24 protein-coding genes are annotated in these 20,692 nt (G+C 58.1%); 20 read left to right on the forward strand and 4 right to left on the reverse strand.

Annotation, left to right across the window (positions count from 1 at the left end):
* Window positions 1–23 precede the first annotated feature (23 nt).
* Entirely contained in the window at window positions 24–563 is a 540-nt protein-coding gene (locus AMK00_RS03880) for a gluconokinase (protein WP_064809629.1), read from the forward strand.
* Here AMK00_RS03880 and AMK00_RS03885 read toward each other — a convergent pair.
* The 3 genes from AMK00_RS03885 to AMK00_RS03895 all read right to left on the reverse strand — a co-directional run bounded on the left by AMK00_RS03885 (window position 553) and on the right by AMK00_RS03895 (window position 3,426).
* Window positions 553–1,800, reverse strand: a complete 1,248-nt coding sequence (locus AMK00_RS03885; RefSeq protein ID WP_064809630.1) for an NAD(P)/FAD-dependent oxidoreductase — start codon at window positions 1,798–1,800, stop codon at window positions 553–555. The two genes, AMK00_RS03880 and AMK00_RS03885, sit on opposite strands and share 11 nt — an antisense overlap.
* A gap of 73 nt (window positions 1,801–1,873) precedes the next feature.
* Window positions 1,874–2,377, reverse strand: a complete 504-nt coding sequence (locus AMK00_RS03890) for an isoprenylcysteine carboxyl methyltransferase family protein (RefSeq protein ID WP_064809631.1) — start codon at window positions 2,375–2,377, stop codon at window positions 1,874–1,876.
* Window positions 2,374–3,426: a type III polyketide synthase gene (locus AMK00_RS03895; protein WP_064809632.1), complete on the reverse strand. Its 1,053-nt coding sequence runs from the start codon at window positions 3,424–3,426 to the stop codon at window positions 2,374–2,376. The genes AMK00_RS03890 and AMK00_RS03895 overlap by 4 nt, the downstream gene beginning before the upstream one ends.
* 169 nt (window positions 3,427–3,595) lie before the next feature.
* Between AMK00_RS03895 and AMK00_RS03900 the strand changes: the two genes are divergently transcribed.
* From AMK00_RS03900 to AMK00_RS03910, 3 genes are read left to right on the forward strand one after another with little or no spacing between them, the layout of a single operon-like run.
* Window positions 3,596–4,132 (forward strand): tetratricopeptide repeat protein, encoded by a 537-nt coding sequence (locus AMK00_RS03900; protein WP_064809633.1) that lies wholly within the window; start codon window positions 3,596–3,598, stop codon window positions 4,130–4,132.
* A 44-nt stretch (window positions 4,133–4,176) separates the two neighbouring features.
* Window positions 4,177–4,782 (forward strand): RNA polymerase sigma factor, encoded by a 606-nt coding sequence (locus tag AMK00_RS03905; RefSeq protein WP_064809634.1) that lies wholly within the window; start codon window positions 4,177–4,179, stop codon window positions 4,780–4,782.
* Complete coding sequence (locus AMK00_RS03910; RefSeq protein ID WP_064809635.1) at window positions 4,779–5,579, forward strand: anti-sigma factor family protein; 801 nt, start codon at window positions 4,779–4,781, stop codon at window positions 5,577–5,579. The genes AMK00_RS03905 and AMK00_RS03910 overlap by 4 nt, the downstream gene beginning before the upstream one ends.
* A 28-nt stretch (window positions 5,580–5,607) precedes the next feature.
* Here the strand turns inward: AMK00_RS03910 and AMK00_RS03915 are convergent, their stop codons facing one another.
* Window positions 5,608–6,405 carry a glycosyltransferase family 2 protein gene (locus AMK00_RS03915; protein WP_012482744.1) on the reverse strand — a complete coding sequence of 266 codons (798 nt, stop codon included), beginning with the start codon at window positions 6,403–6,405 and terminating at the stop codon, window positions 5,608–5,610.
* A gap of 246 nt (window positions 6,406–6,651) precedes the next feature.
* Here AMK00_RS03915 and rfbA point away from each other — a divergent pair, with 246 nt between their 5' ends.
* The 16 genes from rfbA to AMK00_RS03995 all read left to right on the forward strand — a co-directional run bounded on the left by rfbA (window position 6,652) and on the right by AMK00_RS03995 (window position 20,692).
* Entirely contained in the window at window positions 6,652–7,563 is a 912-nt protein-coding gene (gene rfbA / locus AMK00_RS03920; protein ID WP_012482745.1) for a glucose-1-phosphate thymidylyltransferase RfbA, read from the forward strand.
* Window positions 7,564–7,585: 22 nt separating this feature from the next.
* A complete protein-coding gene (locus AMK00_RS03925; RefSeq protein ID WP_012482746.1) occupies window positions 7,586–7,960 on the forward strand; it encodes a sugar 3,4-ketoisomerase in 375 nt (124 codons plus the stop codon).
* A gap of 1 nt (window position 7,961) precedes the next feature.
* Complete coding sequence (locus AMK00_RS03930; protein WP_064809636.1) at window positions 7,962–9,068, forward strand: DegT/DnrJ/EryC1/StrS family aminotransferase; 1,107 nt, start codon at window positions 7,962–7,964, stop codon at window positions 9,066–9,068.
* Window positions 9,065–9,940, forward strand: coding sequence for an ABC transporter permease (locus AMK00_RS03935; protein WP_064809637.1), 876 nt, complete (start codon window positions 9,065–9,067; stop codon window positions 9,938–9,940). The genes AMK00_RS03930 and AMK00_RS03935 overlap by 4 nt, the downstream gene beginning before the upstream one ends.
* Complete coding sequence (locus AMK00_RS03940) at window positions 9,940–11,259, forward strand: ABC transporter ATP-binding protein (protein ID WP_004677155.1); 1,320 nt, start codon at window positions 9,940–9,942, stop codon at window positions 11,257–11,259. The genes AMK00_RS03935 and AMK00_RS03940 overlap by 1 nt, the downstream gene beginning before the upstream one ends.
* Window positions 11,256–12,236, forward strand: coding sequence for an NAD-dependent 4,6-dehydratase LegB (locus AMK00_RS03945; protein ID WP_064809638.1), 981 nt, complete (start codon window positions 11,256–11,258; stop codon window positions 12,234–12,236). Before AMK00_RS03940 ends, AMK00_RS03945 begins: the two co-directional genes overlap by 4 nt.
* Window positions 12,229–12,942, forward strand: coding sequence for a nucleotidyltransferase family protein (locus AMK00_RS03950; RefSeq protein ID WP_064809639.1), 714 nt, complete (start codon window positions 12,229–12,231; stop codon window positions 12,940–12,942). The genes AMK00_RS03945 and AMK00_RS03950 overlap by 8 nt, the downstream gene beginning before the upstream one ends.
* The gene (locus AMK00_RS03955) at window positions 12,935–13,780 is read left to right on the forward strand and encodes an NAD-dependent epimerase/dehydratase family protein (RefSeq protein ID WP_064809640.1); all 846 of its coding nucleotides are present in this window, start codon (window positions 12,935–12,937) and stop codon (window positions 13,778–13,780) included. Before AMK00_RS03950 ends, AMK00_RS03955 begins: the two co-directional genes overlap by 8 nt.
* A gap of 1 nt (window position 13,781) precedes the next feature.
* Window positions 13,782–14,852, forward strand: a complete 1,071-nt coding sequence (locus AMK00_RS03960) for a radical SAM/SPASM domain-containing protein (RefSeq protein ID WP_064809641.1) — start codon at window positions 13,782–13,784, stop codon at window positions 14,850–14,852.
* Between the two features lie 113 nt (window positions 14,853–14,965).
* Window positions 14,966–15,982: an N-acetylneuraminate synthase family protein gene (locus tag AMK00_RS03965; RefSeq protein WP_064809642.1), complete on the forward strand. Its 1,017-nt coding sequence runs from the start codon at window positions 14,966–14,968 to the stop codon at window positions 15,980–15,982.
* Window positions 15,979–16,656 carry a cytidylyltransferase domain-containing protein gene (locus AMK00_RS03970; protein WP_012482754.1) on the forward strand — a complete coding sequence of 226 codons (678 nt, stop codon included), beginning with the start codon at window positions 15,979–15,981 and terminating at the stop codon, window positions 16,654–16,656. The genes AMK00_RS03965 and AMK00_RS03970 overlap by 4 nt, the downstream gene beginning before the upstream one ends.
* A complete protein-coding gene (locus AMK00_RS03975) occupies window positions 16,638–17,603 on the forward strand; it encodes a PseG/SpsG family protein (protein WP_004677162.1) in 966 nt (321 codons plus the stop codon). The genes AMK00_RS03970 and AMK00_RS03975 overlap by 19 nt, the downstream gene beginning before the upstream one ends.
* A complete protein-coding gene (locus AMK00_RS03980) occupies window positions 17,600–18,301 on the forward strand; it encodes a WbqC family protein (protein WP_012482756.1) in 702 nt (233 codons plus the stop codon). Before AMK00_RS03975 ends, AMK00_RS03980 begins: the two co-directional genes overlap by 4 nt.
* Entirely contained in the window at window positions 18,298–18,930 is a 633-nt protein-coding gene (locus AMK00_RS03985; protein ID WP_012482757.1) for a PIG-L deacetylase family protein, read from the forward strand. Before AMK00_RS03980 ends, AMK00_RS03985 begins: the two co-directional genes overlap by 4 nt.
* Window positions 18,915–19,781, forward strand: coding sequence for a hypothetical protein (locus AMK00_RS03990; RefSeq protein WP_041683541.1), 867 nt, complete (start codon window positions 18,915–18,917; stop codon window positions 19,779–19,781). Before AMK00_RS03985 ends, AMK00_RS03990 begins: the two co-directional genes overlap by 16 nt.
* 146 nt (window positions 19,782–19,927) lie before the next feature.
* Entirely contained in the window at window positions 19,928–20,692 is a 765-nt protein-coding gene (locus AMK00_RS03995) for a TIGR04325 family methyltransferase (RefSeq protein ID WP_237350434.1), read from the forward strand.

Here is a 20,692-nt window from a genome sequence, read left to right on the forward strand (position 1 = left end):
GGAAGCCGCCGTTGAGAGGAAACATGCAGGACGATCGGATCAACAGACCTCATGCGATCATTGTCATGGGGGTCAGCGGTTGTGGCAAATCCTCGGTCGGCGAGAAACTTGCTGAGGCCTTGCATCTGGCCTTCGTCGAAGGTGATGCGCTTCATCCGGCCGCCAATGTCGAGAAGATGTCGAAGGGCATTCCGCTGACCGATGAGGATCGGATGCCCTGGCTCGACCTGATCGGCAAACGGATGCAGGCCTCGCTGGAAAAAGGCGAGGGCATCATCGTCTCCTGTTCGGCGCTGAAACGTACCTATCGCGGCAGGCTGAGGGCTGCTGCCGGCGGCAATCTGTTCTTCGTCTATCTCGAAGGATCCAAGGCTCTGCTGACGAAGCGCATGGGCGAGCGCAAGGGGCATTTCATGCCGATCTCGCTGCTCGAAAGTCAGCTGGCGACACTCGAGGTGCCGACAGGCGAACCCGGTGTCGTCACCGTCGATATCGACGATACGATCGACGGCATTGCGGCAACGGCGCTCAGCGGGCTCTCCACCCTCGGTGTCATGGCTTGAAGCGCTGCGGCGAGTAGGCCGAGATATCGATGAACGGCGTTTCGCCGCTGATGAGTTCCGCAAGCACGCGGCCGGTCACCGGTCCGAGCGTCAGTCCGTGATGGGCGTGGCCGAAGGCGAACCACAGGCCCTGATGGCGCGGCGCCTTGCCGATGATAGGCATCATGTCCGGCGTGCAGGGGCGCGCGCCCATCCATGGTTCGGGATCGAGCCTGCCTCCGAGAGGGAAGATCGTACGCGCCACGGCTTCGGCCCGGTCGAGCTGCACCGGCGTCTTCGGCGCGTCGAGCGTCGCGAACTCCGCCCCTGTCGTCAGGCGGATGCCGCGGCTCATCGGCGCCAGCAAATAACCGCGCTCGGCATCGAGAATCCAATTGTTGAGCACGGCATCGCCCTCGGCGGCATAATGCATGTGATAGCCGCGCTTGACGCCGAGGGGAAAGGAATAACCGAGCCGGCGCGTCGAGACGGCTGCCCAGGGGCCGAGCGCGATCACCGCATCATCGGCTTCGAGCGAGCCTTCCCCGGTCATGATCTTCCAGCCGGAACCGAACTGGCCGAGCGAGGCGGCGTCGCCGGTGACGAAGCGGCCACCGAGGCTTTCGAAATAGCGGCGATAGGCCGATGTCAGCGCATGCGGATCGAGCACCGACCAGGGATCGCGCCAGCGGATGCCGCCGGCGAAACGGACTGTCATATCAGGTTCCATTCGGACGATATCGGCCGAGGTAAGGCTGTCATAGTCTATTCCGAATTCATTCTGCCAAAGGACGGCCTCCGCAAGGGCCTCGTCGCGTTTGGCCTCCGTCCGGAAGATCTTCATCCAGCCGTCCTTGCGGATCAGCGCCTGCGCCTGGGAGGCCTCGATCAGGTCCTTGTGCTCGGCAATCGAATTTTCGATCAGCGGCGCATAGGCACGGGTGATTGCCGCGTGTCGCCGGGCATTCGAATTCCACCAGTAACGGGCGAGAAAGGCGAGCTGACTCGGCAGCGTTCTAAGATGATAATGCGCATCGATGCGGTTGTTGAGCGCATAACGCATGAGCAGGCCGAGCTGCTGGGGAAAGCCGTAAGGTGCCACCCCTTCGCGCTGGATCAGGCCGGCATTGCCGAAGGAGGTTTCGTTGCCCGGATCCTTGCGGTCGATCAGCATCACCTGGCGGCCGCGTCGCTGCAGATGGATGGCGGTGGACACCCCGACGATGCCGGCGCCGAGTACGATTGCGTTTTTCGTCATTCCCCTGCATTCCGCTCTGTTATCGCAGTGAAAATGCCCCTGCCGATAGCGGCGTGCAAACGAAAATTAGCATTCATTTCAAAATCATTGCGCTTTTTAGTGCGGCATTCTCGGCCTTTACGCGCACATGCAGGATCGCAGCGTTGAAAAGCGAAAAGACGGTCGCATAGCCGGGCAGACCGAAGGTCAGCGGAAGGATGGCGATCTCGCCGACGACGACCACATAGTTCGGATGCCGCAGGAAACGGTAGGGGCCGGAGCTGACGAGCGGCACACCCGGCAAGATCACGATGCGTGTCGTCCAGCGATCCTTCAGCGTCGCCAGCACCCAGAGGCGCAGCGCCTGCAGCCCCATAAATATCGCCAACCAGAAGGGCTCGACCGGCCTGCCGGGCGCCAGCAGCCAGAGGCCAATGATCCAGGCCGCGTGCAGTGCCACCATCATGGGATAGTGCTCGGGCGCGACCTCTCTTGCACCTCTGGCACGAAGGGCGGCAGTGTTGCGCTGGGCAAGCACGAGCTCGCCCAGCCGCTGCAGCGTCACGAATGTCAGGAGCGCGATCGACGGCCACATCATGCCGCCCTCCGCAGCGTCACGCAGCTGGCCGAAAAACCCGGTCCCATGGCGATCATCGCCGCTCGCTCCGGCAGTCCGGCGCGGATTACCCGCTCCAGCACGAACAGCACCGTCGGCGAAGACATGTTGCCATATTCGGCAAGCACGCCTCGTTCGTGATCGAGCGTGCCGGGTGTCAGTGAAAGCGCGCTCTCCATTGCGGCCAGCACCTTCATGCCGCCGGGGTGGCAGATGAAACGGTCGATGTCTGCCAGTTCCAGCCCGTTTCGCGCCAGAATGGCCGTGACCGCCGGGGCGAGTTCCCGTTCGGCGAAGGGCGGCAAGGATTGCGCCAGCACGATGCCGAAGCCGCCATCGTCGATCTTCCAGCCCATGATGTCGAGAGTGTCCGGGAAGAGATGCTCGCCGGTTGATTCCACTTCGGCCAGCCCGCCTTCGCCGGCGCGGAGCACGCAGGCGGCCGCGCCGTCGCCGAACAGCGCCGTCGCGATGATGTTCGGCCGCGTCAGCTCGTCCAGCCGGAAGGCGAGCGTGCAAAGCTCGATCGAGACGAAAAGCACGACGGCGCCCGGCCGGCTGCTTGCCAGCCGCGCCGCGACGGCAAAGCCCGAGACGCCGGCGGCGCAGCCGAGCCCGAAGACCGGCACCCGCTCGATATCGGTTCTGAAGCCCATGCGGCGGGCAAGCTGCGCATCGAGGCTCGGCGTCGTAAAACCGGTGGAAGAGACGGTGACGATACAGTCGACATCACAGGCGCTGAGGTCCGCCCGGCGAATTGCCGAGGTGGCGGCCTCCACGAAAAGGGCGCCCGCCACCTCTCCATAGGCCTGCATGCGGTCCTGCCAGCCATGCGTTTCGTCGAACCAGGCAAGCGGCCGCGCCGCATGGCGCTTGTTGATGCCGGCGCTGTCGAAGACGCGAGCTAGATGATGGAAATCCTCGAAACGGCCGGCAAACAGCCGGGCCGAGGCTTCGGCCGCCTGGTTTTGGAAGATGACATGTTCGGGCGTGGCGGTGGCGAGGCTGACGAGTCTGACGGTATCGGTCACGGAATTCTCCTTGTCGTTCCCGGCACAACGCTGAGAACACCCGGTCCCGATGATTTATTCGGCCTCGGGGACTTCACGAAGCAGTGATGGAGAAAATAGAGAGGCAGGCGAATAAAGCCCAGGGCAGCGGTGTTCTCTCCTCGCAACGTCACTTTCCAGGAGTTTTCCGATGACGATCACGACAGTCCGCATTGCTTCCGTCCTTCTCGGCGGCTGCCTTGCCGCTTCGCTCTTCTCCGGCCCGGTCTTTGCTGTCGGCAATGACAACAGCACGATGCCGACCTGCAAGAAGGGTGAGATCTACGACAAGAAGACCAAGAAATGCGTCAAGCAGCAGAGCGCCAATGTTTCGGACGAGAACCGTACCGACTATGCCTATTCGCTAGCCAAGGCCGGCCGTTATGAAGAGGCGCTTGCCATGCTCGATACGGTCAGGAACCAGAACAGCGCCGAGGTGTTGAACTATCGCGGTTACGCCAGCCGCAAGCTCGGCCGCACCGACGAAGGCATCTCCTATTACCTGAAGTCGGTGAAGATGGATCCGCAATACGCCAAGGTCCGCGAATATCTCGGCGAAGCCTATGTCATCAAGGGCCGGCTCGATCTTGCCAGAGAACAGCTGAACACGATCAAGACGATCTGCGGCACGGCTTGCGAGGAATATCAGGATCTGAACGCGGCGATCGTCGACCCGTCGAAGATCTGAGCTTAGGCCACTGGCGGGAAATGGAGCCGGAAAAGGATATCCGAATGTCGGTCGCGGACGCTACATTTCCTGCCTATAGTCGCGCGAGAATGGAATCGCCGGTTTGTCAGGCGGTTCCAAGGGATGCAGGATCGGCGGAGGCGGCCATCGCGAGCGAAGCGGATATCAGGAGCGGTCTGACGGAAAACCTGGCCAGGCTCTGGCGTTATGGTCTCGTTCTCTCGCATCAGCGCGATGTCGCCGACGACCTGGTGCAGGCGACCTGCCTTCGCGCGCTCGAGCGCGCCGGCCAGTTCGTTCCCGGCACCCGGCTCGACCGCTGGCTGTTTTCGATCCTGCATTCGATCTGGCTGAACGAGATCCGATCGCGCCGGGTGCGACAGGGCCAGGGTTTTGTCGATGCCGGCGAGGCGCTGACCTTCGACGGCGCGCACGATACTGAAACGCATGTGATGGCGGGGCAGGTGCTGAAGCAGGTAAATGCGTTGCCCGAGGCGCAGCGGACGGCGGTTTTCCTCGCCTATGTGGAAGGACTTTCCTATCGCGAGGTTGCAGGCATATTGGATATTCCGATCGGGACCGTGATGAGCCGGCTGGCGGCCGCCCGCGCCAGGCTCTCCGGCGCCGGACCGGCAGGGGGACGGCCATGAGCACGAAACACACCATTCCTTCCGACGAGGACCTCACAGCCTTCATCGACGGCGAGCTGACGGCGGAAGAGAGAGCCCGCATCGAGGCCATCGTCAAGGAAGATGAGAGCGTCGCCGAACGATTGGATTTCCTGGCGCGCGCCAGCCTGCCGTTCGAGCAGGCTTTCGCTCCGCTGCTCTCCGAAGCCCCGCGCGAAGAACTGCAGGCGATGCTCTCCGCCATTCCTGCGCATGAGAACGCAAGATCGGTCGCTGCACCCGCGCCCACGCGCCGTCGCTTCCTCGGTGCGCTCGCCGCCTCGCTTGTGGCCGGCATCGCCATCGACCGCGCCGTCATCGGCATCGGTAAAGGTTTGTCGGCAAAGGACGAAAACAGCGAATGGCGCGCCGTGGTCGCGGACTATATCTCGCTCTATACCGCCGAAACGCTCGCCGGCCCCGTTCCCGGCAGGCAGGACCAGGCCGCCCAGCTCGCCAGTCTTGACGAGAAGCTCGGCCTGTCGCTCTCACCGGAAGCCGTTTCGCTCCCGGGGGTCGATTTCAAACGCGCCCTGCTGCTACAATATGACGGCAAGGCGCTCGCCCAGATCGCCTATCTCGATCCCGAGACCGGCCCGATGGCGCTCTGCATCGTGAAATCCGACGCTGGGCCGAAGGCGCCGGACCTTGAAAACCGCAAGGGAATGAATGTCGTCTACTGGTCGAATGCGACGCATGCGTTCATGCTGATCGGGCATGCTGCGGCGGACAGGATGACGGCGATTGCGAATGGGGTGCGGGGGAGGGTGGCGGTGTGACCCGCCATTGGCGGCGGCTTTGAGCTGATCAGTCCTGCGATCGATTGCGCCTCAGGAACTGGCCTAGCCGGTTCACGATCTTAAAGGCCCAGAACATCGATGTTGAGACCTTGAGGCCGTGGTCGGCAAGGGCGCGCAGCACCTCCTTGTTCTGGCGCGATATATTTTGAACGTTTTTGTTCGTGGCGCCCCCTAAGCGCATTCTGACCAAGACTTGCGGGATATAGATTGTTCTGATCCGCGCGACTTCCAAGAATCGCATCATCAGCTCGACGTCGGCTGCAAGCCGATAACGCAGATCAAACCGCCCGAACCGTTCATAGATGTTGCGCCGAACATAGAATGTTGGGTGCGGCGGGCACCACCCGCGCGCGAAGAAACCGGGTTTGAACGCGCGGGATTTCCAGTAACGGACCTTGCGATCGATGTGCCGGTTGGAAACATAGACGAGATCACCATAGCAGCCGTCATATGCTTCATCATCCAGCGCGGCCGCCACGGTTCCGAGGGAGTCATTGCTCTCGAAAGTGTCGTCCGCATTCAAGAAGCCGATGATGTCGCCGCTCGCAAGACCAATCCCCTTGTTCATGGCCTCATAGATACCTCCGTCCCGTTCCGAGACTACGCAGCGGTTGTCCGCCGGCGCCGAAGCGATGATGGCGAGGGTGGAATCGCTCGAGCCGCCATCAATGATGATGTGTTCGAAATTGCGGTAGGTTTGAGCGTCGATGGACCGCAAGGTATCAGCAATTGTCTGCTCGACATTCCAGCAAACGGTGATGAGGCTTATCCGGGGGGAGCTTGGATTGGCAGTATCTGCAGCCATCTAAGGGTATCTTGCTCACATTTCAAAAGGCGATAGCACCAACCCGTATCAGACGGAAAGGCACTACCGCAATCGAGTACCGCAAGTTATCCTCGATCAACGCCTGATTGGTGAGCGGCGGCGGCTGCTCCTCTTGCTAAGTGCATTGCATGCGGCCCCATCTATCTGTAGTGAGCACTGTCGAATAGCGATATCACCACGATAAGCTCGTGAGTGCGCGTGGATTTACCGGTTGCAGGAGGTCTCTTGTCTTCGAATAAAAAACTGCGCAAGGGCATCTTGCTCGCCGGTGGCTCGGGCACCCGACTTCATCCGGCGACTCTCGCCATTTCGAAGCAACTTCTTCCGGTTTTCGACAAGCCGATGATCTACTATCCCCTGTCAACGCTGATGCTTGCAGGCATCCGGGATATCCTGATTATCTCCACGCCACAGGACACCCCACGTTTTGAACAGCTGCTGGGTGACGGCGCCCAATGGGGACTAAACCTCCAATATGCCGTGCAGGCCGCACCGGACGGAATTCCCCAGGCATTCTCGATCGGCAGGGAATTCATCGCGCGGGAGGCAACCGCTCTCGTACTGGGAGACAATATCTTCTACGGCAATCTCCTGACTCATGATTTATCCGGGGCTTCCGCGAGATCGGACGAAGCGACGATCTTCGCGTACAAAGTCCACGATCCCGAACGGTATGGGGTGGTGGAGTTTGACGGTGAGGGCAAAGTCCTCAGCCTGGAGGAAAAGCCGTCCAGGCCCCGCTCTTCTTACGCTGTGACGGGCTTATATTTCTACGACAATGACGTGGTTGACATTGCAGCCGGTTTGAAACCCTCGCCGCGCGGTGAAACCGAAATTACCGATATCAATCGGCATTATCTGTCGGCCGGCAGGCTGAATGTTGCCGTCTTGGGCAGAGGACATGCCTGGCTTGATACGGGCACGCACGATTCACTCCTTGAAGCCAGTCAGTTCATTGCCACCATCGAGCGGCGCCAGGGGCTGAAGATTGCCTGCCCCGAAGAAATCGCCTTTCATTTGGGATACATAGATGCCGAGCAGTTGCTAAGACTTGCGGCTCCACTTGAAAAGAGCTCTTACGGTCGATACCTCATCAGCCTGGTGAGGGAACCAGCTCCGCATTTCCCGCCCGGCTGACCCGCAAAACTGGAAACCAATCTTGTCTGCTTTTACTCTGCTTACGTTAAAGACGATGTCCGACGCACGAGGCGCGTTGACCGTCATGGACGGAATACTGCCATTTCCGGTCGTCCGGAGCTTCTGGATCTATGGTGCCGACGGATATAAACGCGGCGGCCATCGTCATCACAAGACTCGGCAGGCATTGGTGGCGATATCGGGAAGCGTGATGGTTTTGATGGACGATGGAAAAGCCAGGGAAGAGATCACCTTGTCGTCACCGGACCAGTGCCTGCTGGTGGAGCCAAGGGATTGGCATGAAATGACCTTCGGTCCCGGTTCTATCCTGCTGGTTTTTGCCTCTCACGGGTACGATAAGGACGACTACATCGACACTCCCTACGAACGGCTCTGAGATGATTGAGTATGAAAGTCTTGCGCAAGCCAACCGCGCGCTGATGGAAGAGTTGGAGGCGGTTGCATCCCGTGTCATTCGTTCCGGATGGTACATACTTGGCAATGAGGTCTCCTCATTCGAAGCCGAATTCGCCGCCTTCGCGGAAAGCAAACATTGCATCAGCGTGGCCAATGGTCTGGATGCATTGATCCTGTCGATCGAAGCGCTCGACCTGCCGAAAGGCAGCGAGATCATGGTTGCCTCCAACACCTATATAGCCACTATTCTGGCAATTCTTCGCGCGGGCCACAAACCCGTTCTGGTGGAGCCCGAGCGCGAAACCTTCAATATCGATCCGGAGCGCCTTCCGGCGGCGCTCACACGCAAGACGCAGGCAATCTGCGTGACGCATCTTTTCGGCAAAGCCTGCCGGATGACCGAGATCGCCGCGTTTGCAAGCGAGCATGGTCTCAAGGTGATCGAGGATTGCGCGCAGTCGCACGGCGCGCGCTATGACGGCAAGCTGACCGGCACCTTTGGAATTGCCGGCTGTTTCAGCTTCTATCCGACCAAGAATCTTGGAGCTCTCGGAGATGCGGGCGCGATCGTCACCGATGATGACGAATTTGCAGATCGTTTGCGACACATGCGCAACTACGGCTCGAAGAAAAAATATGAGAACGTCTATATCGGTGTAAATTCGAGGCTTGATGAGATGCAGGCGGCATTCCTGCGGGTCAAGCTGCGTCACCTCGATCAGGTGACTGAACATAAGCGGGCACTGGCCGATATCTATTTTGCCAATCTGCCTGAATGGCTGGCGCAGCCGCTTCGTCGACCTGCCGAGTATGATGTGTTCCATATCTTCGCGATACGGCACCCGGCCCGCGACGAGTTGCGCCAGTGGCTGCTCGATAACGGGGTCAAGACCGAGGTGCATTATCCGATACCGCCGCATCGGCAGAAGGCAATGCAAGGCATTCTTTCCGGCGATTATCCCATTGCCGATGAACTGCATGCTACCGAGCTGAGCCTACCTATTTCGGCCGGGCACAGAAAGGATGAGATCGAGCGCGTCTGCAGCCTTCTTGCGGCGCTCCCGGAAAAGCTGAAGTTGGCGGCATGACAGAGCACTTGAAGGGATCGGCCTCCGCGCCCGAGGAGGTTTGGGACATCGTGATCAAGCCTTCGAAGGGCAATTCACCGGATCTTGCGCTTGTCTGGCGGTATCGCGACCTCATCTGGATGTTCTTCAAGCGGGATTTCACGACATTCTACAAGCAGACTGTTTTGGGGCCGGCCTGGTACATCATTCAACCATCGCTGACGGCGTTGACCTATTATGTCGTGTTCGGAAAAATAGCCAATCTTTCCACGGATGGCCTTCCGCCCTTCCTGTTCTACATGTCGGGCACGATCATCTGGAGCTATTTTTCCGTCTGTTTGGCCAATAACTCCGACGTTTTCTCGAAGAATTCCAATCTGTTTGGAAAGGTTTACTTTCCGAGACTGGTGGTGCCGGTATCCGTTGCAATGAGCGGCCTTGTCGCCTTTGCGATCCAGTTCCTGCTCTTGCTGACGGTTTCCATCGGGTTGAAAATTGCCAACCCCGATTTGGTCCTGAGCTATTGGTTCCTGCTTCTGACGCCATTGGTGCTGCTCTATATCGCAGTGCTGGGCATCGGTGCCGGGCTTGTCGTTTCGGCGCTAACGGTCCGTTTCCGCGATCTCGTCTACGCCGTCGGGTTCATGACGCAGTTGTGGATGTATGCTACGCCGATCGTGTACCCTTTCAGCCAGATTCCGGAACGGTATCATTGGTTTTATTATATCAATCCAATGACGACCCCGGTTCAAACCTTCCGCTGGGCGCTGTTTGATGCCCCCGCCTTGCCCGTCGGTCTTTGTCTTGCCAATCTCGCGGTGACTGTCGCAATCACCCTATGCGGGCTGGCGCTTTTTTCACGGGCGGAAGCCAACGCGATGGACACCGTCTGATGAACGATATCGTTATTCGAGCGGAGCACGTCAGCAAACTCTATCGTCTCGGCGTGATCAATCACGGCACCCTTTATCGCGACCTTCAGAGCTGGTGGGCGAAGTGGCGCAATCTTCCGGATCCGAATGTTTCCGTGTCAGATTACGCGTCCGAGCGCGGCAAGCAATCCCGACTCAAAGGAGATCTCTTCCATGCGTTGGATGATGTCTCCTTCGAAGTTGGGCACGGCGAAATCGTTGGGATTATCGGCAGGAACGGGGCCGGAAAATCCACGCTGCTGAAGGTGATGTCGCGGATCACCATGCCCAATTCGGGTTTCATAGGAATACGGGGCAGAATTGCCAGCCTGCTTGAGGTCGGCACCGGATTTCATCCAGAGCTCACCGGCCGGGAGAACGTCTATCTCAACGGCGCCATCCTCGGCATGAGCCGTGCCGAGGTCAGATCGAAATTCGATGAAATCGTCGAGTTTGCCGAGATTGGCGAATTCATCGACACGCCGGTGAAGCGGTATTCATCTGGAATGTATGTGCGTCTCGCTTTCTCCGTCGCGGCGCATCTCGAGCCGGAGATCCTCTTGGTCGATGAAGTGCTGGCCGTCGGCGACGTCAACTTCCAGAACAAATGCATGGGGCGGATGCAGGAAGTGACAAAGACCGGCCGAACGATCATCTTCGTCAGCCACAACATGACGGCGATCAGCAGCATCTGCCCGAAATCGATTTTGATGGCTGACGGCAAGGTCGCTGCAATGGGCGATACCGCAGATGTGATAAAGGCCTATCTCGATCGCCCTGAGTTCGGCGGCACGGCAAGTTACTCGGTCAATCCCGAGGATATCGACGGAAAGGCCGTCATATGTCGCGTTGCGGTATTGAACGAGAAGGACGAGATTTCCGAAACCGTGGAACTGTCGAAGGGTTTCTCCATCGAGGTCGAATACGAGTTGAGGGAACCTCTTTCCGGCCTCTCGGTCGGGATGCAGATCAAGATGGAGGACGGCTACACCACGCTCGTCAGCCTCTCCGATCCCGAGCTCGACGTCAGCCGCCTGGACGCCCGGCCTGCCGGTTATTATCGAGCCCGCGTGAAATTTCCCGGATATCTCCTCAACACCGGCACTTTTTACGTGCGATTGGGCATATCGAGTCGATTCTCGATATATTCCGTCGCCGAGGGTATTCGGTTTGACGTGGAGGATAATGTCGGAATTATCCAGATGCTCGGTCAACAGCGGAAGCCGTCGATTTCGGCGATACAGTTGCCTTGGGAGGTTGAGAAGGTCTTCCAGCGCGATTCTGAAGGTGTTTTGAAATGAAGAAGGCGCTTGTCACCGGAGCAGATGGGTTCATCGGCTCTCATCTTGTCGAGACGCTGGTGAGATCGGGTGTCGAAGTCCGCGCACTCTGCCAGTATAATTCGTTTTCCAGCTGGGGCTGGCTCGATCAGTCCGAATACCGCGGCAAGTTCGAGGTGATCCTCGGAGACGTCCGCGATCCCGCCCAAATGCGCTCCGTCGCCAAAGGTGTCGACACGATCTTTCACCTCGCCGCTCTGATCGCGATTCCCTATTCCTACCAGGCTCCGTCAAGCTATATCGACACCAATGTGCACGGGACCTTGAACGTTCTTCAAGGCGCGCTTGACGCCGGCGTCGGAAGAGTGATCCAGACCTCGACGAGCGAAGTCTACGGTACGGCGCGTTTTGTGCCGATCAGCGAAAGCCATCCGCTGCAAGCGCAGTCGCCCTATTCGGCGTCCAAGATCGGCGCTGATGCGATCGCCTACAGCTATCATTCGAGCTTCGATCTGCCGGTGACGATCGCACGGCCTTTCAACACCTATGGCCCGAGACAATCTGCCAGGGCGGTTATTCCGACAGTCATTTCACAGCTTCTGAGCGGGCGGACGACGCTGAAGCTCGGCGCGCTTTCACCCACGCGGGATTTCAATTTCGTGCAGGATACGTGCGACGGTTTTCTGGCGCTTGCAGCCTGCGACGAAGCGGTCGGTCAGACGGTCAATATCGGCTCCGGCAGCGAGATCTCGATCGGCGATACCGTTCGGCTGATCGCCGACATCATCGGTGTCAGCGTCGAGATCGAATGCGACGAACAGCGTTTGCGTCCTGTAAACAGCGAGGTGGAGCGTTTGTGCTGCGACAACAGCCTGATCAAGTCTCTAACGGGATTTTCGCCCCGTTATAGCTTGGAAGAAGGTCTGAAGGCGACTGTCGAATGGCTGCGTCAGCCGCAGAATCTGGCGAGATACAAGGCGGATATCTTCAATGTCTAGACGCGCGGTCATTCTGGCGGGCGGAATGGGAACGCGGCTGCGGCCTTACACCGTCGTGCTTCCAAAGCCGCTGATGCCGATCGGCGATTATCCCATTCTCGAGGTCATCATCCGTCAGCTGATAGCAGGTGGCTTTCAGCACATAACGCTTGCCGTCAACCATCAGGCCGAACTGATCAAGGCGTTTTTCCAGGATGGCGACAAATGGGGCGTGCGCATCGATTATTCGCTCGAGGACGAACCGCTTGGCACCATGGGACCGCTGCGGCTGATCACGGATCTGCCGGAGAATTTCCTTGTCATGAACGGGGATATTCTGACGGATCTGAACTATGCCGATTTTCATGACGCGCATGTCCGCGACGGCAATATATTCACGATTTCGTCCAAGACACGCCAGCATCGCATCGATTACGGCGTTCTCGACACCGGCGAGAGCGGGCTGCTGACCGGCTTTCGAGAGAAGCCGACGGCTGAATACAAGGTCAGCATGGGCGTCTACATGGTGTCGTCGCGGGCCGTCGAACACATACCGCAACGCGGCGCCTACGGCTTTGACCAGTTGATGCTCGATCTTCTGGCGGCCGGAAAGCCAGCCACTGTTCGCGATTTTGCGGGCTATTGGCTCGATATCGGACGCCCTGACGATTATGCCTTGGCGATCGAGCAGTTCGAAACCATGCAGTCCAGGTTCTTGAATGGTTGATGCCATCGTCACCGGTGCTGGCGGCTTTCTCGGGAAGCGTCTGGTTGAGCGGCTTAAACAGGCCGGCGTCGATGTGCTTGCAGCTGACCGAACGCTTGGTGACATAAGCGAGGAGGGGATGTGGCAGGAGCTCCCCGCGGCGCGTACGCTGTTTCATCTGGCAGGCAGGACATTCGTTCCCGACAGTTGGACGCAAGGCCCGAGCTTCATGGCCGCCAATGTTCTCGGTACGCAGCATGCTCTGAACTGGTGCAAGCGGCACAAGGCCAAGCTCGTATTCGCAAGCGCCTATGTGTATGGAGTGCCGGAGCAACTGCCGATCCAGGAAAACGATCCGGTCAGGCCGAATAACCCTTATGCGCTCTCCAAGCATCTTGCCGAACAACTCTGTGAGTTCGCTGCCACACATGAGCAAATACCGGTGGTGGTATTGCGGCTTTTCAATATATATGGGGCTGGGCAGCGCCCGGAGTTCCTGATACCGACGCTTCTGAACCGGATACGGGCGAGGCAGGAAATACAGGTTATGGACCTCAGTCCGCGGCGGGATTATGTCTTCGTTGACGATGTCTTGAGCGCCTTTGCCAAGGCCATGGATGTGTCGGAAGGTTACCACTGCATCAATATCGGCTCCGGAACGTCGTATTCGGTGCAGGAAATCATCGATATCTTGCAGCAAGCGGCCGGCACTGATCTACCAGTAGTGTCGTCTTGCGCCGTTCGGCGGAATGAAATACCTGACGTGCGGGCGGATATTACGCGAGCTCGCGCCGTTCTTGGATGGCGGCCGGAGTGGGATCTGCCGGCCGGCATCGGCGTGATGATGAAGGAGTCGTAAATTGAACGAGCGTTACGTTCCGATCAATAAGGGCAACTACTCGATGGACACGGACGAGCGCGAAGCCACGTTCGACAGATTCCGTGGCGAGGGATGGGAAGCCGAATACGCGGATTACCGTCGCAAGTGGTCGGAATATGCCTTGAACCAGCAGGTTTCGGATTACCCGCTGCTCGTCGATCTCGAGCTGGCATCGATCTGCAATCTGCGTTGCCCGATGTGCTATACGATCAGCGACGAGTTCAAGAAAAACGTCAACACGACCCGGATGGACTGGGACCTCTATTGCCGCATCATCGATGAGATCGGCGGCAAGGTTCCTGCCATCCGTCTGTCGCTGCGCGGCGAAGCGACGCTGCACAAGCGTTTTGCCGACTGTGTGCGCTATGCCAAGGACCACGGGATCAAGGAAGTCTCGACCCTGACGCATGGCTTCAAGCTCAACAGAGACTATTTCGCCCAGCTCGTCGATGCCGGCATCGACTGGATCACCGTTTCGATCGACGGTACCGGCGAGACTTATGAGAAGATCCGCAAGCCGATCAAGTTCGAGGCGCTGCTCGACAAGATCAAGGACATAAAGAAGTACAAGGAGGAGCGCGGTCTCAACCGTCCTGTCATCAAGGTGCAGGGTATCTGGCCGGCAATCCGGGAAAATCCGGATCTCTATTACGAGACCTTCGCGCCTCACGTGGATCTCGTCGCCTTCAATCCGCTGATCGATTACCTCGGCAACGATTCCGATATCGCCTATCTCGATAACTTCACATGCCCGCAGCAGTACCAACGCCTGGTGATTGGTGCCGACGGATTGGTCATGAAGTGCTCGAACGACGAGGAGAACCGCGAGGTTATCGGGAATGCGAACACCGAAACCGTGCACCAGATCTGGCATGGGGAAAAAATGAACGCGGTGCGCGCTCTGCACAAGGAACCCCAAGGTTTCCTGAAGAGCGAGGTGTGCCGCAGGTGTTATCTGCCGAGACAGACCAATGACGAGACGGCTGAGATTTGCGGCCGGCAGGTCATTGTGCGGAATTACGTCGACCGGAACCAGGAAATCGGACAGTAATCGGCGGAATTCCACGCGCTACGGCCAGACGTCGCCAAGCCTATAGTTTAGGGGCTGCGATCGCCGCGAGAGCGGGGCGGCTTTGCCGGTCGTGAATTACAGGGAGTAACAGGATGTTCCGGAATTACCGGCCTGATCGGTGCTACATCATCGCTGAGATCGGCGGAAACTTCACGACGTTTGATCAGGCAAGGCGCCTGATTGACGAGGCAAAAGCGGCGGGGGTGGATGCCGTCAAGCTCCAGACCTATCGCGCGGAGACCCTGTCGAGCCGCAACGCCATGTTCGACATGGAGAACACCGGCGTTACCTCGCAGTTCGAACTATTCCGCAAATACGAAATCGGTCACGAGCTTCACGAAGCGGTGTTTCGCTATGCCGAAGAGCACGGGCTGGACTGGTTCTCCTCGCCCTCGCATGAAACGGATGTCGACCTACTGGAGAAGTGTGGAGTCGGCGCCCACAAGGTGGGTTCGGACGACGCGGTCAACATCCCCTTTCTCCGTTATCTGGCAAGAACCGGCAAGCCGATAATCCTGTCGACGGGGATGTCGACGCTCGACGAAGTTCGGGGGTCCGTCGCCGCAATCAAGGAGGCCGGCAACGACAAGCTCATTCTGCTGCATGCCATCACGAGTTATCCGACGCATCCGGAAAATGTGAACCTGCGCGCGATGCAAACGATGATGGAAGCGTTTCCGGATCTTGACGTCGGTTATTCCGACCATACGCTGACCCCGGTCGCAAGCCTGTGCGCTGTCGCAATGGGCGCCCGGGTCATTGAACGTCATTTCACCTATGACAAGGCCGCAGACGGCCCGGACCATATGCTTTCGGCCGATCCGGCGGAAATGAAATGGCTCGTCGACGCGATACGCGCCTTCGAGATCATGAAAGGCAGTGGCCGCAAGGAGCCGGCTGCGAGTGAAGCGACGACGAGGTTGAACAATCGCAAGAGCGTTGTCGTCAACCGACCGCTCAAGGCCGGCCATGTCATCTCCGTCGGCGACATTTCCGTCAAGCGGCCTGGAACAGGAATTGAACCGAAGCATTTCGACGCTCTCGCAGGACGGCGGGTCGCAAACGACCTCGATGCGGACGCGGTCCTCCAGTGGAGCGATCTGGCGTGACGCTTGGAATTATTATCCAGGCGCGGATGGGATCGACGCGGCTGCCGGGAAAAGTGCTTCGCGACATTTCCGGAAAGCCCCTGCTCGGACATGTCCTTGGTCGGCTTCAGATGTTGAAGCGCCCGGCCAAGGTTGTCGTTGCGACATCGTCCGCCAGCGAGAACGATGTTATCGAAGCCTGGTGCCTTGAGCACGGCGTCAGCTGCTTTCGCGGCGACGAAACCGATGTTCTCGATCGTTATTTTCAGTGCGCGAGATCGCTCGGGATGTCGGATATCGTGCGGTTGACCGCAGATAATCCTTTCACCGACATCGAGGAACTCGAGAGGCTGATCGACCTGCACCAAAAGCAGAGATTCGATTACACGCATGCCTTTGGCCAGTTGCCTATTGGCGTCGGCGCCGAGATATTTACCTTCGAAGCCCTGGCGCGCAGCCACCGCGAGGGGAAGCTGCCGCACCATCGCGAACACGTGAATGAATACTTCACCGATCGGCCCGAACTGTTCAAGATCGGTCAGCTCGATGTGCCCTCGGCCAAAATCTCTCCGGAGCTGCGCCTGACGGTGGATACCGAGGAAGATTGGAGCCGCGCCCGTGCACTCGCAGCGCAGGCGGGTGGGAATTGGCTCGGGACGGAAGAAGCGATCCGGCTATGTTCGTCTTCTGCATAGAAAGTTCACATGCACGCGGCATGGGTCATCTCTTTCGGTCGCTGACGCTCGCAGCGGAATTGCGCACCCGCGGTCACTCGGTCCGTTTTTTGGTGAACGATCATCCGAATTCCTTGAGAATCATCCGCGAGCGCGGTTTTGACGTGGCGCTTTATGATCTCGCCGCCGTGACGGGATGGGAAAAGGCTTTCCTCGAAGCCGCTGCTTCGTCTCCGATCTGGATCAACGATCGCCTTAACACCCAGCGGCTCCATAGCGAGACGATCAAGCGCTTGGACGCCAAGCTTGTCACCTTTGATGATCGTGGTGATGGCGCGGAACTTGCCGACCTGAATATCTGCGCTCTCCTGTTCGAAAACACGGAGGGCCTGAAAGGCAGGGACGTTCGGCTGGGCGTAGGGTACATGATACTCAATCCTGAAATCGCCAGCTATCGCAGAGTTCGGGAAAAGCTTGCATCAATACTTGTCACGCTCGGCGGCGCCGATACTTACGGAGTGACGGTTCGCGTCGCCAAATGGCTGAGCAGCAAGGCTTTTCCTGTCACCATTGTCACGGGCCCGAGCTTCCAGCACATGGCGGAGCTTGAAGAGGTGGTCGCGACCGCCGCGCCGGATCGGTTCAGATTGCTGAACCAGGTGCCGTCGCTTGCGGCGGAGATGTACGGGCACGATCTGGCGATTACCGGTGGCGGCCTTACGCCCTTCGAAGCTTGTGCGGCCGGCCTGCCCTGTGTCGTGGTCGCCAACGAACCTTTTGAAGTCCCGGTCGGGCGTGCGCTCGAGGAGCTTGGAGCAGCGTTCTTCGCCGGGCATCACTCGGCTTTCGATCTCGGCATCCTGGAGAAGGCGATCCCCATCCGGAGCATGAGCGAGACCGCCATGACCAAGGTCGACCTTGGCGGGCTGGGCCGCGTTGCCGATTTGCTGGAAAGATTGGCTGCATGACCCTGACAGCGGTGATCCATCAGCCGGACTTTGCCTCCTATCTCGGTTTTTTTCAGCGTTTTCTGAACGCCGACCTCTACATCGTTCTGGATCATGTCCAGTTTGTCCACGGCACGAGCAAGAGCTGGACCCATCGTGACAGGATCAAGACGGCGCAAGGGGATCGCTGGCTCACCGTCGGAATCAGAAAGCCAAGCTTCGGCACCCCAATCAACGAGGTGGAGCTGGCGCCCGGCACCGGTTGGATAGATCAGAACCTTTCCTTGCTTCGCGAAAACTATCGCAAGTCGGCCGGCTGGAGCGAAGTCTTTCCCCGAATCGAAGCCCTCTACGGCAAGCGGTTCGACCTTTTGGCCGATTTCAACATGCATTTCCTGGACGGTATTCTGGATATGCTTGAAATCACAATGCCGACGGTGCGATCGAGCACTCTAAGCCCTGAGGGTCATAGGAACGAGTTGCTTGTCGAATTGCTGGGCAAAGTGGGAGCAACACGCTATCTCTCGGGTCTCGGCGCGCGCGACTATATGCGACCGGAACTATTCGAGGCAGCCGGAATTGAAATCGAGTGGCAGCATTTCGTCCATCCGGTTTATCCACAGCCCTTCGGCGAGTTCATTCCCTATCTCAGTATTCTCGACACACTGCTGAATTGTGGTATTGCAGGCACGCGTGACCTGCTCTGGAGTTGCAAATGAATATTCTCGCGATCGGTGCCCATTTTGACGACGTGGAGCTGGGCTGCGGTGGTGCACTGGCACGCCATACAGCAAACGGCGATACGGTTTACGTCTATGTCGCGACCGTCTCCGGCTTTTCCAACCAATATGACCAGTCCGTGCGGAGCAGCCAGGTCGCCAGAGCGGAAGCGGATGCTGCGATGGAAATTCTCGGCGTCCACAAGATGTTTTGCGGCGAGTTCAAAACGCTCCAGATCGAATTCGTCGACCCGCTGAATATCGAGATCCTCAAGCTCGTGCAGGATCTGAAGATCGATATGGTCTATACCCATTGGGTGGGCGACATCCATCATGATCACTTGGCCTTGTCGCGCGCATCGCTGCACAGCTGCCGTCATGTGCCCCGCCTCCTGATGTATCGCAGCAACTGGTATCATTCGACCGTCGATTTCAGGGGAAATTTCTACGTCGACATCACCACCCATTGGGACCAGAAGGAAAAAGCGATCCTTGCCCATGAATCCGAGATGGAGCGCACCGGGCGGAAATGGGTGAGCTTCTTCCGCAATGAAGCCGAGAACGCCGGCCAGCGCATCGGTGTAAAATACGCCGAAGTCTTCGAGGTGGTGAAGTGGCTGCAGCCTTGAGGAAGATTTTGACCTTTGGCTCCATGCTGCTTCCCTACGGTGTGCATGAGCTGAAGCGCAGGCTCAAAAATCGTCACAAGTTATCTGCTGATGTCGCGAGATCGCTGGCAGAAAATAGGCAGCTTGCCGGGCTGCGTGCGGACCAACGCTGTTTCATTTTAGGAAATGGACCGAGTGTCAAGGGCTTGGATCTGTCGCGGCTTCAAGGCGAAAATGTCATAACCGTTTCCAACGGCTATTTGCATTCCGATTTCGACAAGTTCCAGTCTCGCTATCATTGTGTTCCGCAAATCACCTACGGATTAATGACACCCGAGGACGTGGTCCGCTGGTTCGAGGAGATGCATTCCCACCTGGGCGGCGCGGAACTGTTCCTCAGCTCCACGGAAGCGGAGCTGGTTCGAAAACACAATCTGTTTTCGGGACGAACGGTCCGGTATCTCATGCTCGGCGAAAGCTTCGACGAAAGACCATCTGTGGAAATCGTCGATATCTCCAAACCAGTGCCGCGCGTCGATTCAGTCCCGGTGATGGCCCTCATGATAGCGATGTATCTTGGTTTCAAAGAAATCATCCTGCTGGGCGTCGACCACGATCGCTTCCTGTCGGCAACCTATGAATACGCTTTCGACCTTAAGGTGCAAAAAGGAAAAGATTTCACCGTAAATGCGGACGGCACCCCGACAACGAACCGTCACGACGACTTTCAGCAGGCGGCGCGGCTGTGGCGACAATATAGAGCCATCGCAAATATCGCGCGAGCAAATGATATCCGCATCTTCAATTCCACACCCGGTGGGGCACTGGACGAATTTGAGCGACGGCCGTTCCAAGCCTGGTTTGAAGAATGAGACGGCTTAAATTTGCGCTCCCGGGAATCCACTGTCTGCTTGAGGTGACGCGAGAATCGCCACAAGCGCGCGAACAGGAGATCTGGGCCGAATTCCGACGGCACAACATCACTTTCGACGGACCTTACGATGATTGGCGTTCGGCAATGGCTGATTCAACCGGCTATGATGCGCCGGCCATTCTTGCAAAAGCCGTCGAAGCCACACGCGCAGTTGTTCAGGGCCGTGCCTCATATGAGCGCGACACTGTAATCTTCAAGGAAAGAAGCTACTCGCATCCGCTGCTTGCCTGGCTGCTCTATGTTGCATCCAGATCCGATGGTCGTTTGAGAGTGGTCGACTTTGGAGGCGCGCTCGGAAGCTCCTATTTCCAACACCGGTCAAAACTCGCTCATCTCGCGGAATTGAAATGGTGCGTCGTCGAGCAGCCTCATTTTGCAGAAGCAGGCCGAGCAGAATTTGAAGACGGGCTTCTGAGCTTTTCTCATTGCCTCGAAGAAGCAATCGATCTTGTGAACCCTCACGTCGTTCTGCTCTCGGGCGTGCTCCAGTATCTCGAATATCCTCATCAGCATCTTGAGAGCCTACTTTCGAAAGACATCAAGTTCATCCTTGTTGATAGAACAAGCGCGCAGTTCGATGTCGCCGACGTCCCTTTTGTGCAGCATGTGCCGGAGCGCATCTATCGCGCGAGCTACCCCGTGTGGTTCTTGAACGCGCATGAATTGCAAGATCGCTTCGCGAGGCATGGCTACGAAGTGCTGGACAGTTTCCAGCCAGCTGGGACATTTGGAATAGCAACACCGCCGCCCTTGCAAGAATTGACGCGTTGGGGCATTGGCCTTACGCCAGCTCAGGGACAATACGAATGGTCGTATACTGGCTGGTTTCTTGAGAAGCCGGAAATCTAG

Origin of the sequence: Rhizobium sp. N621, assembly GCF_001664325.1 — a bacterium.
Classification (GTDB): domain Bacteria; phylum Pseudomonadota; class Alphaproteobacteria; order Rhizobiales; family Rhizobiaceae; genus Rhizobium; species Rhizobium esperanzae.

What these genes read in the sequence shown, in the direction of transcription:
- AMK00_RS03965 (WP_064809642.1), top strand. Translation starts at nt 14,966, where the DNA reads ATGTTCCGGAATTACCGGCCTGATCGGTGCTACATCATCGCTGAGATC.
- AMK00_RS03955 (WP_064809640.1), top strand. Translation starts at nt 12,935, where the DNA reads ATGGTTGATGCCATCGTCACCGGTGCTGGCGGCTTTCTCGGGAAGCGT.
- AMK00_RS03930 (WP_064809636.1), top strand. Translation starts at nt 7,962, where the DNA reads ATGATTGAGTATGAAAGTCTTGCGCAAGCCAACCGCGCGCTGATGGAA.
- AMK00_RS03985 (WP_012482757.1), top strand. Translation starts at nt 18,298, where the DNA reads ATGAATATTCTCGCGATCGGTGCCCATTTTGACGACGTGGAGCTGGGC.
- AMK00_RS03905 (WP_064809634.1), top strand. Translation starts at nt 4,177, where the DNA reads ATGTCGGTCGCGGACGCTACATTTCCTGCCTATAGTCGCGCGAGAATG.
- AMK00_RS03880 (WP_064809629.1), top strand. Translation starts at nt 24, where the DNA reads ATGCAGGACGATCGGATCAACAGACCTCATGCGATCATTGTCATGGGG.
- AMK00_RS03935 (WP_064809637.1), top strand. Translation starts at nt 9,065, where the DNA reads ATGACAGAGCACTTGAAGGGATCGGCCTCCGCGCCCGAGGAGGTTTGG.
- AMK00_RS03950 (WP_064809639.1), top strand. Translation starts at nt 12,229, where the DNA reads ATGTCTAGACGCGCGGTCATTCTGGCGGGCGGAATGGGAACGCGGCTG.
- AMK00_RS03945 (WP_064809638.1), top strand. Translation starts at nt 11,256, where the DNA reads ATGAAGAAGGCGCTTGTCACCGGAGCAGATGGGTTCATCGGCTCTCAT.
- AMK00_RS03980 (WP_012482756.1), top strand. Translation starts at nt 17,600, where the DNA reads ATGACCCTGACAGCGGTGATCCATCAGCCGGACTTTGCCTCCTATCTC.
- AMK00_RS03975 (WP_004677162.1), top strand. Translation starts at nt 16,638, where the DNA reads ATGTTCGTCTTCTGCATAGAAAGTTCACATGCACGCGGCATGGGTCAT.
- AMK00_RS03885 (WP_064809630.1), bottom strand. Translation starts at nt 1,800, where the DNA reads ATGACGAAAAACGCAATCGTACTCGGCGCCGGCATCGTCGGGGTGTCC.
- AMK00_RS03940 (WP_004677155.1), top strand. Translation starts at nt 9,940, where the DNA reads ATGAACGATATCGTTATTCGAGCGGAGCACGTCAGCAAACTCTATCGT.
- AMK00_RS03995 (WP_237350434.1), top strand. Translation starts at nt 19,928, where the DNA reads ATGGCTGATTCAACCGGCTATGATGCGCCGGCCATTCTTGCAAAAGCC.
- AMK00_RS03910 (WP_064809635.1), top strand. Translation starts at nt 4,779, where the DNA reads ATGAGCACGAAACACACCATTCCTTCCGACGAGGACCTCACAGCCTTC.
- AMK00_RS03915 (WP_012482744.1), bottom strand. Translation starts at nt 6,405, where the DNA reads ATGGCTGCAGATACTGCCAATCCAAGCTCCCCCCGGATAAGCCTCATC.
- AMK00_RS03890 (WP_064809631.1), bottom strand. Translation starts at nt 2,377, where the DNA reads ATGATGTGGCCGTCGATCGCGCTCCTGACATTCGTGACGCTGCAGCGG.
- AMK00_RS03900 (WP_064809633.1), top strand. Translation starts at nt 3,596, where the DNA reads ATGACGATCACGACAGTCCGCATTGCTTCCGTCCTTCTCGGCGGCTGC.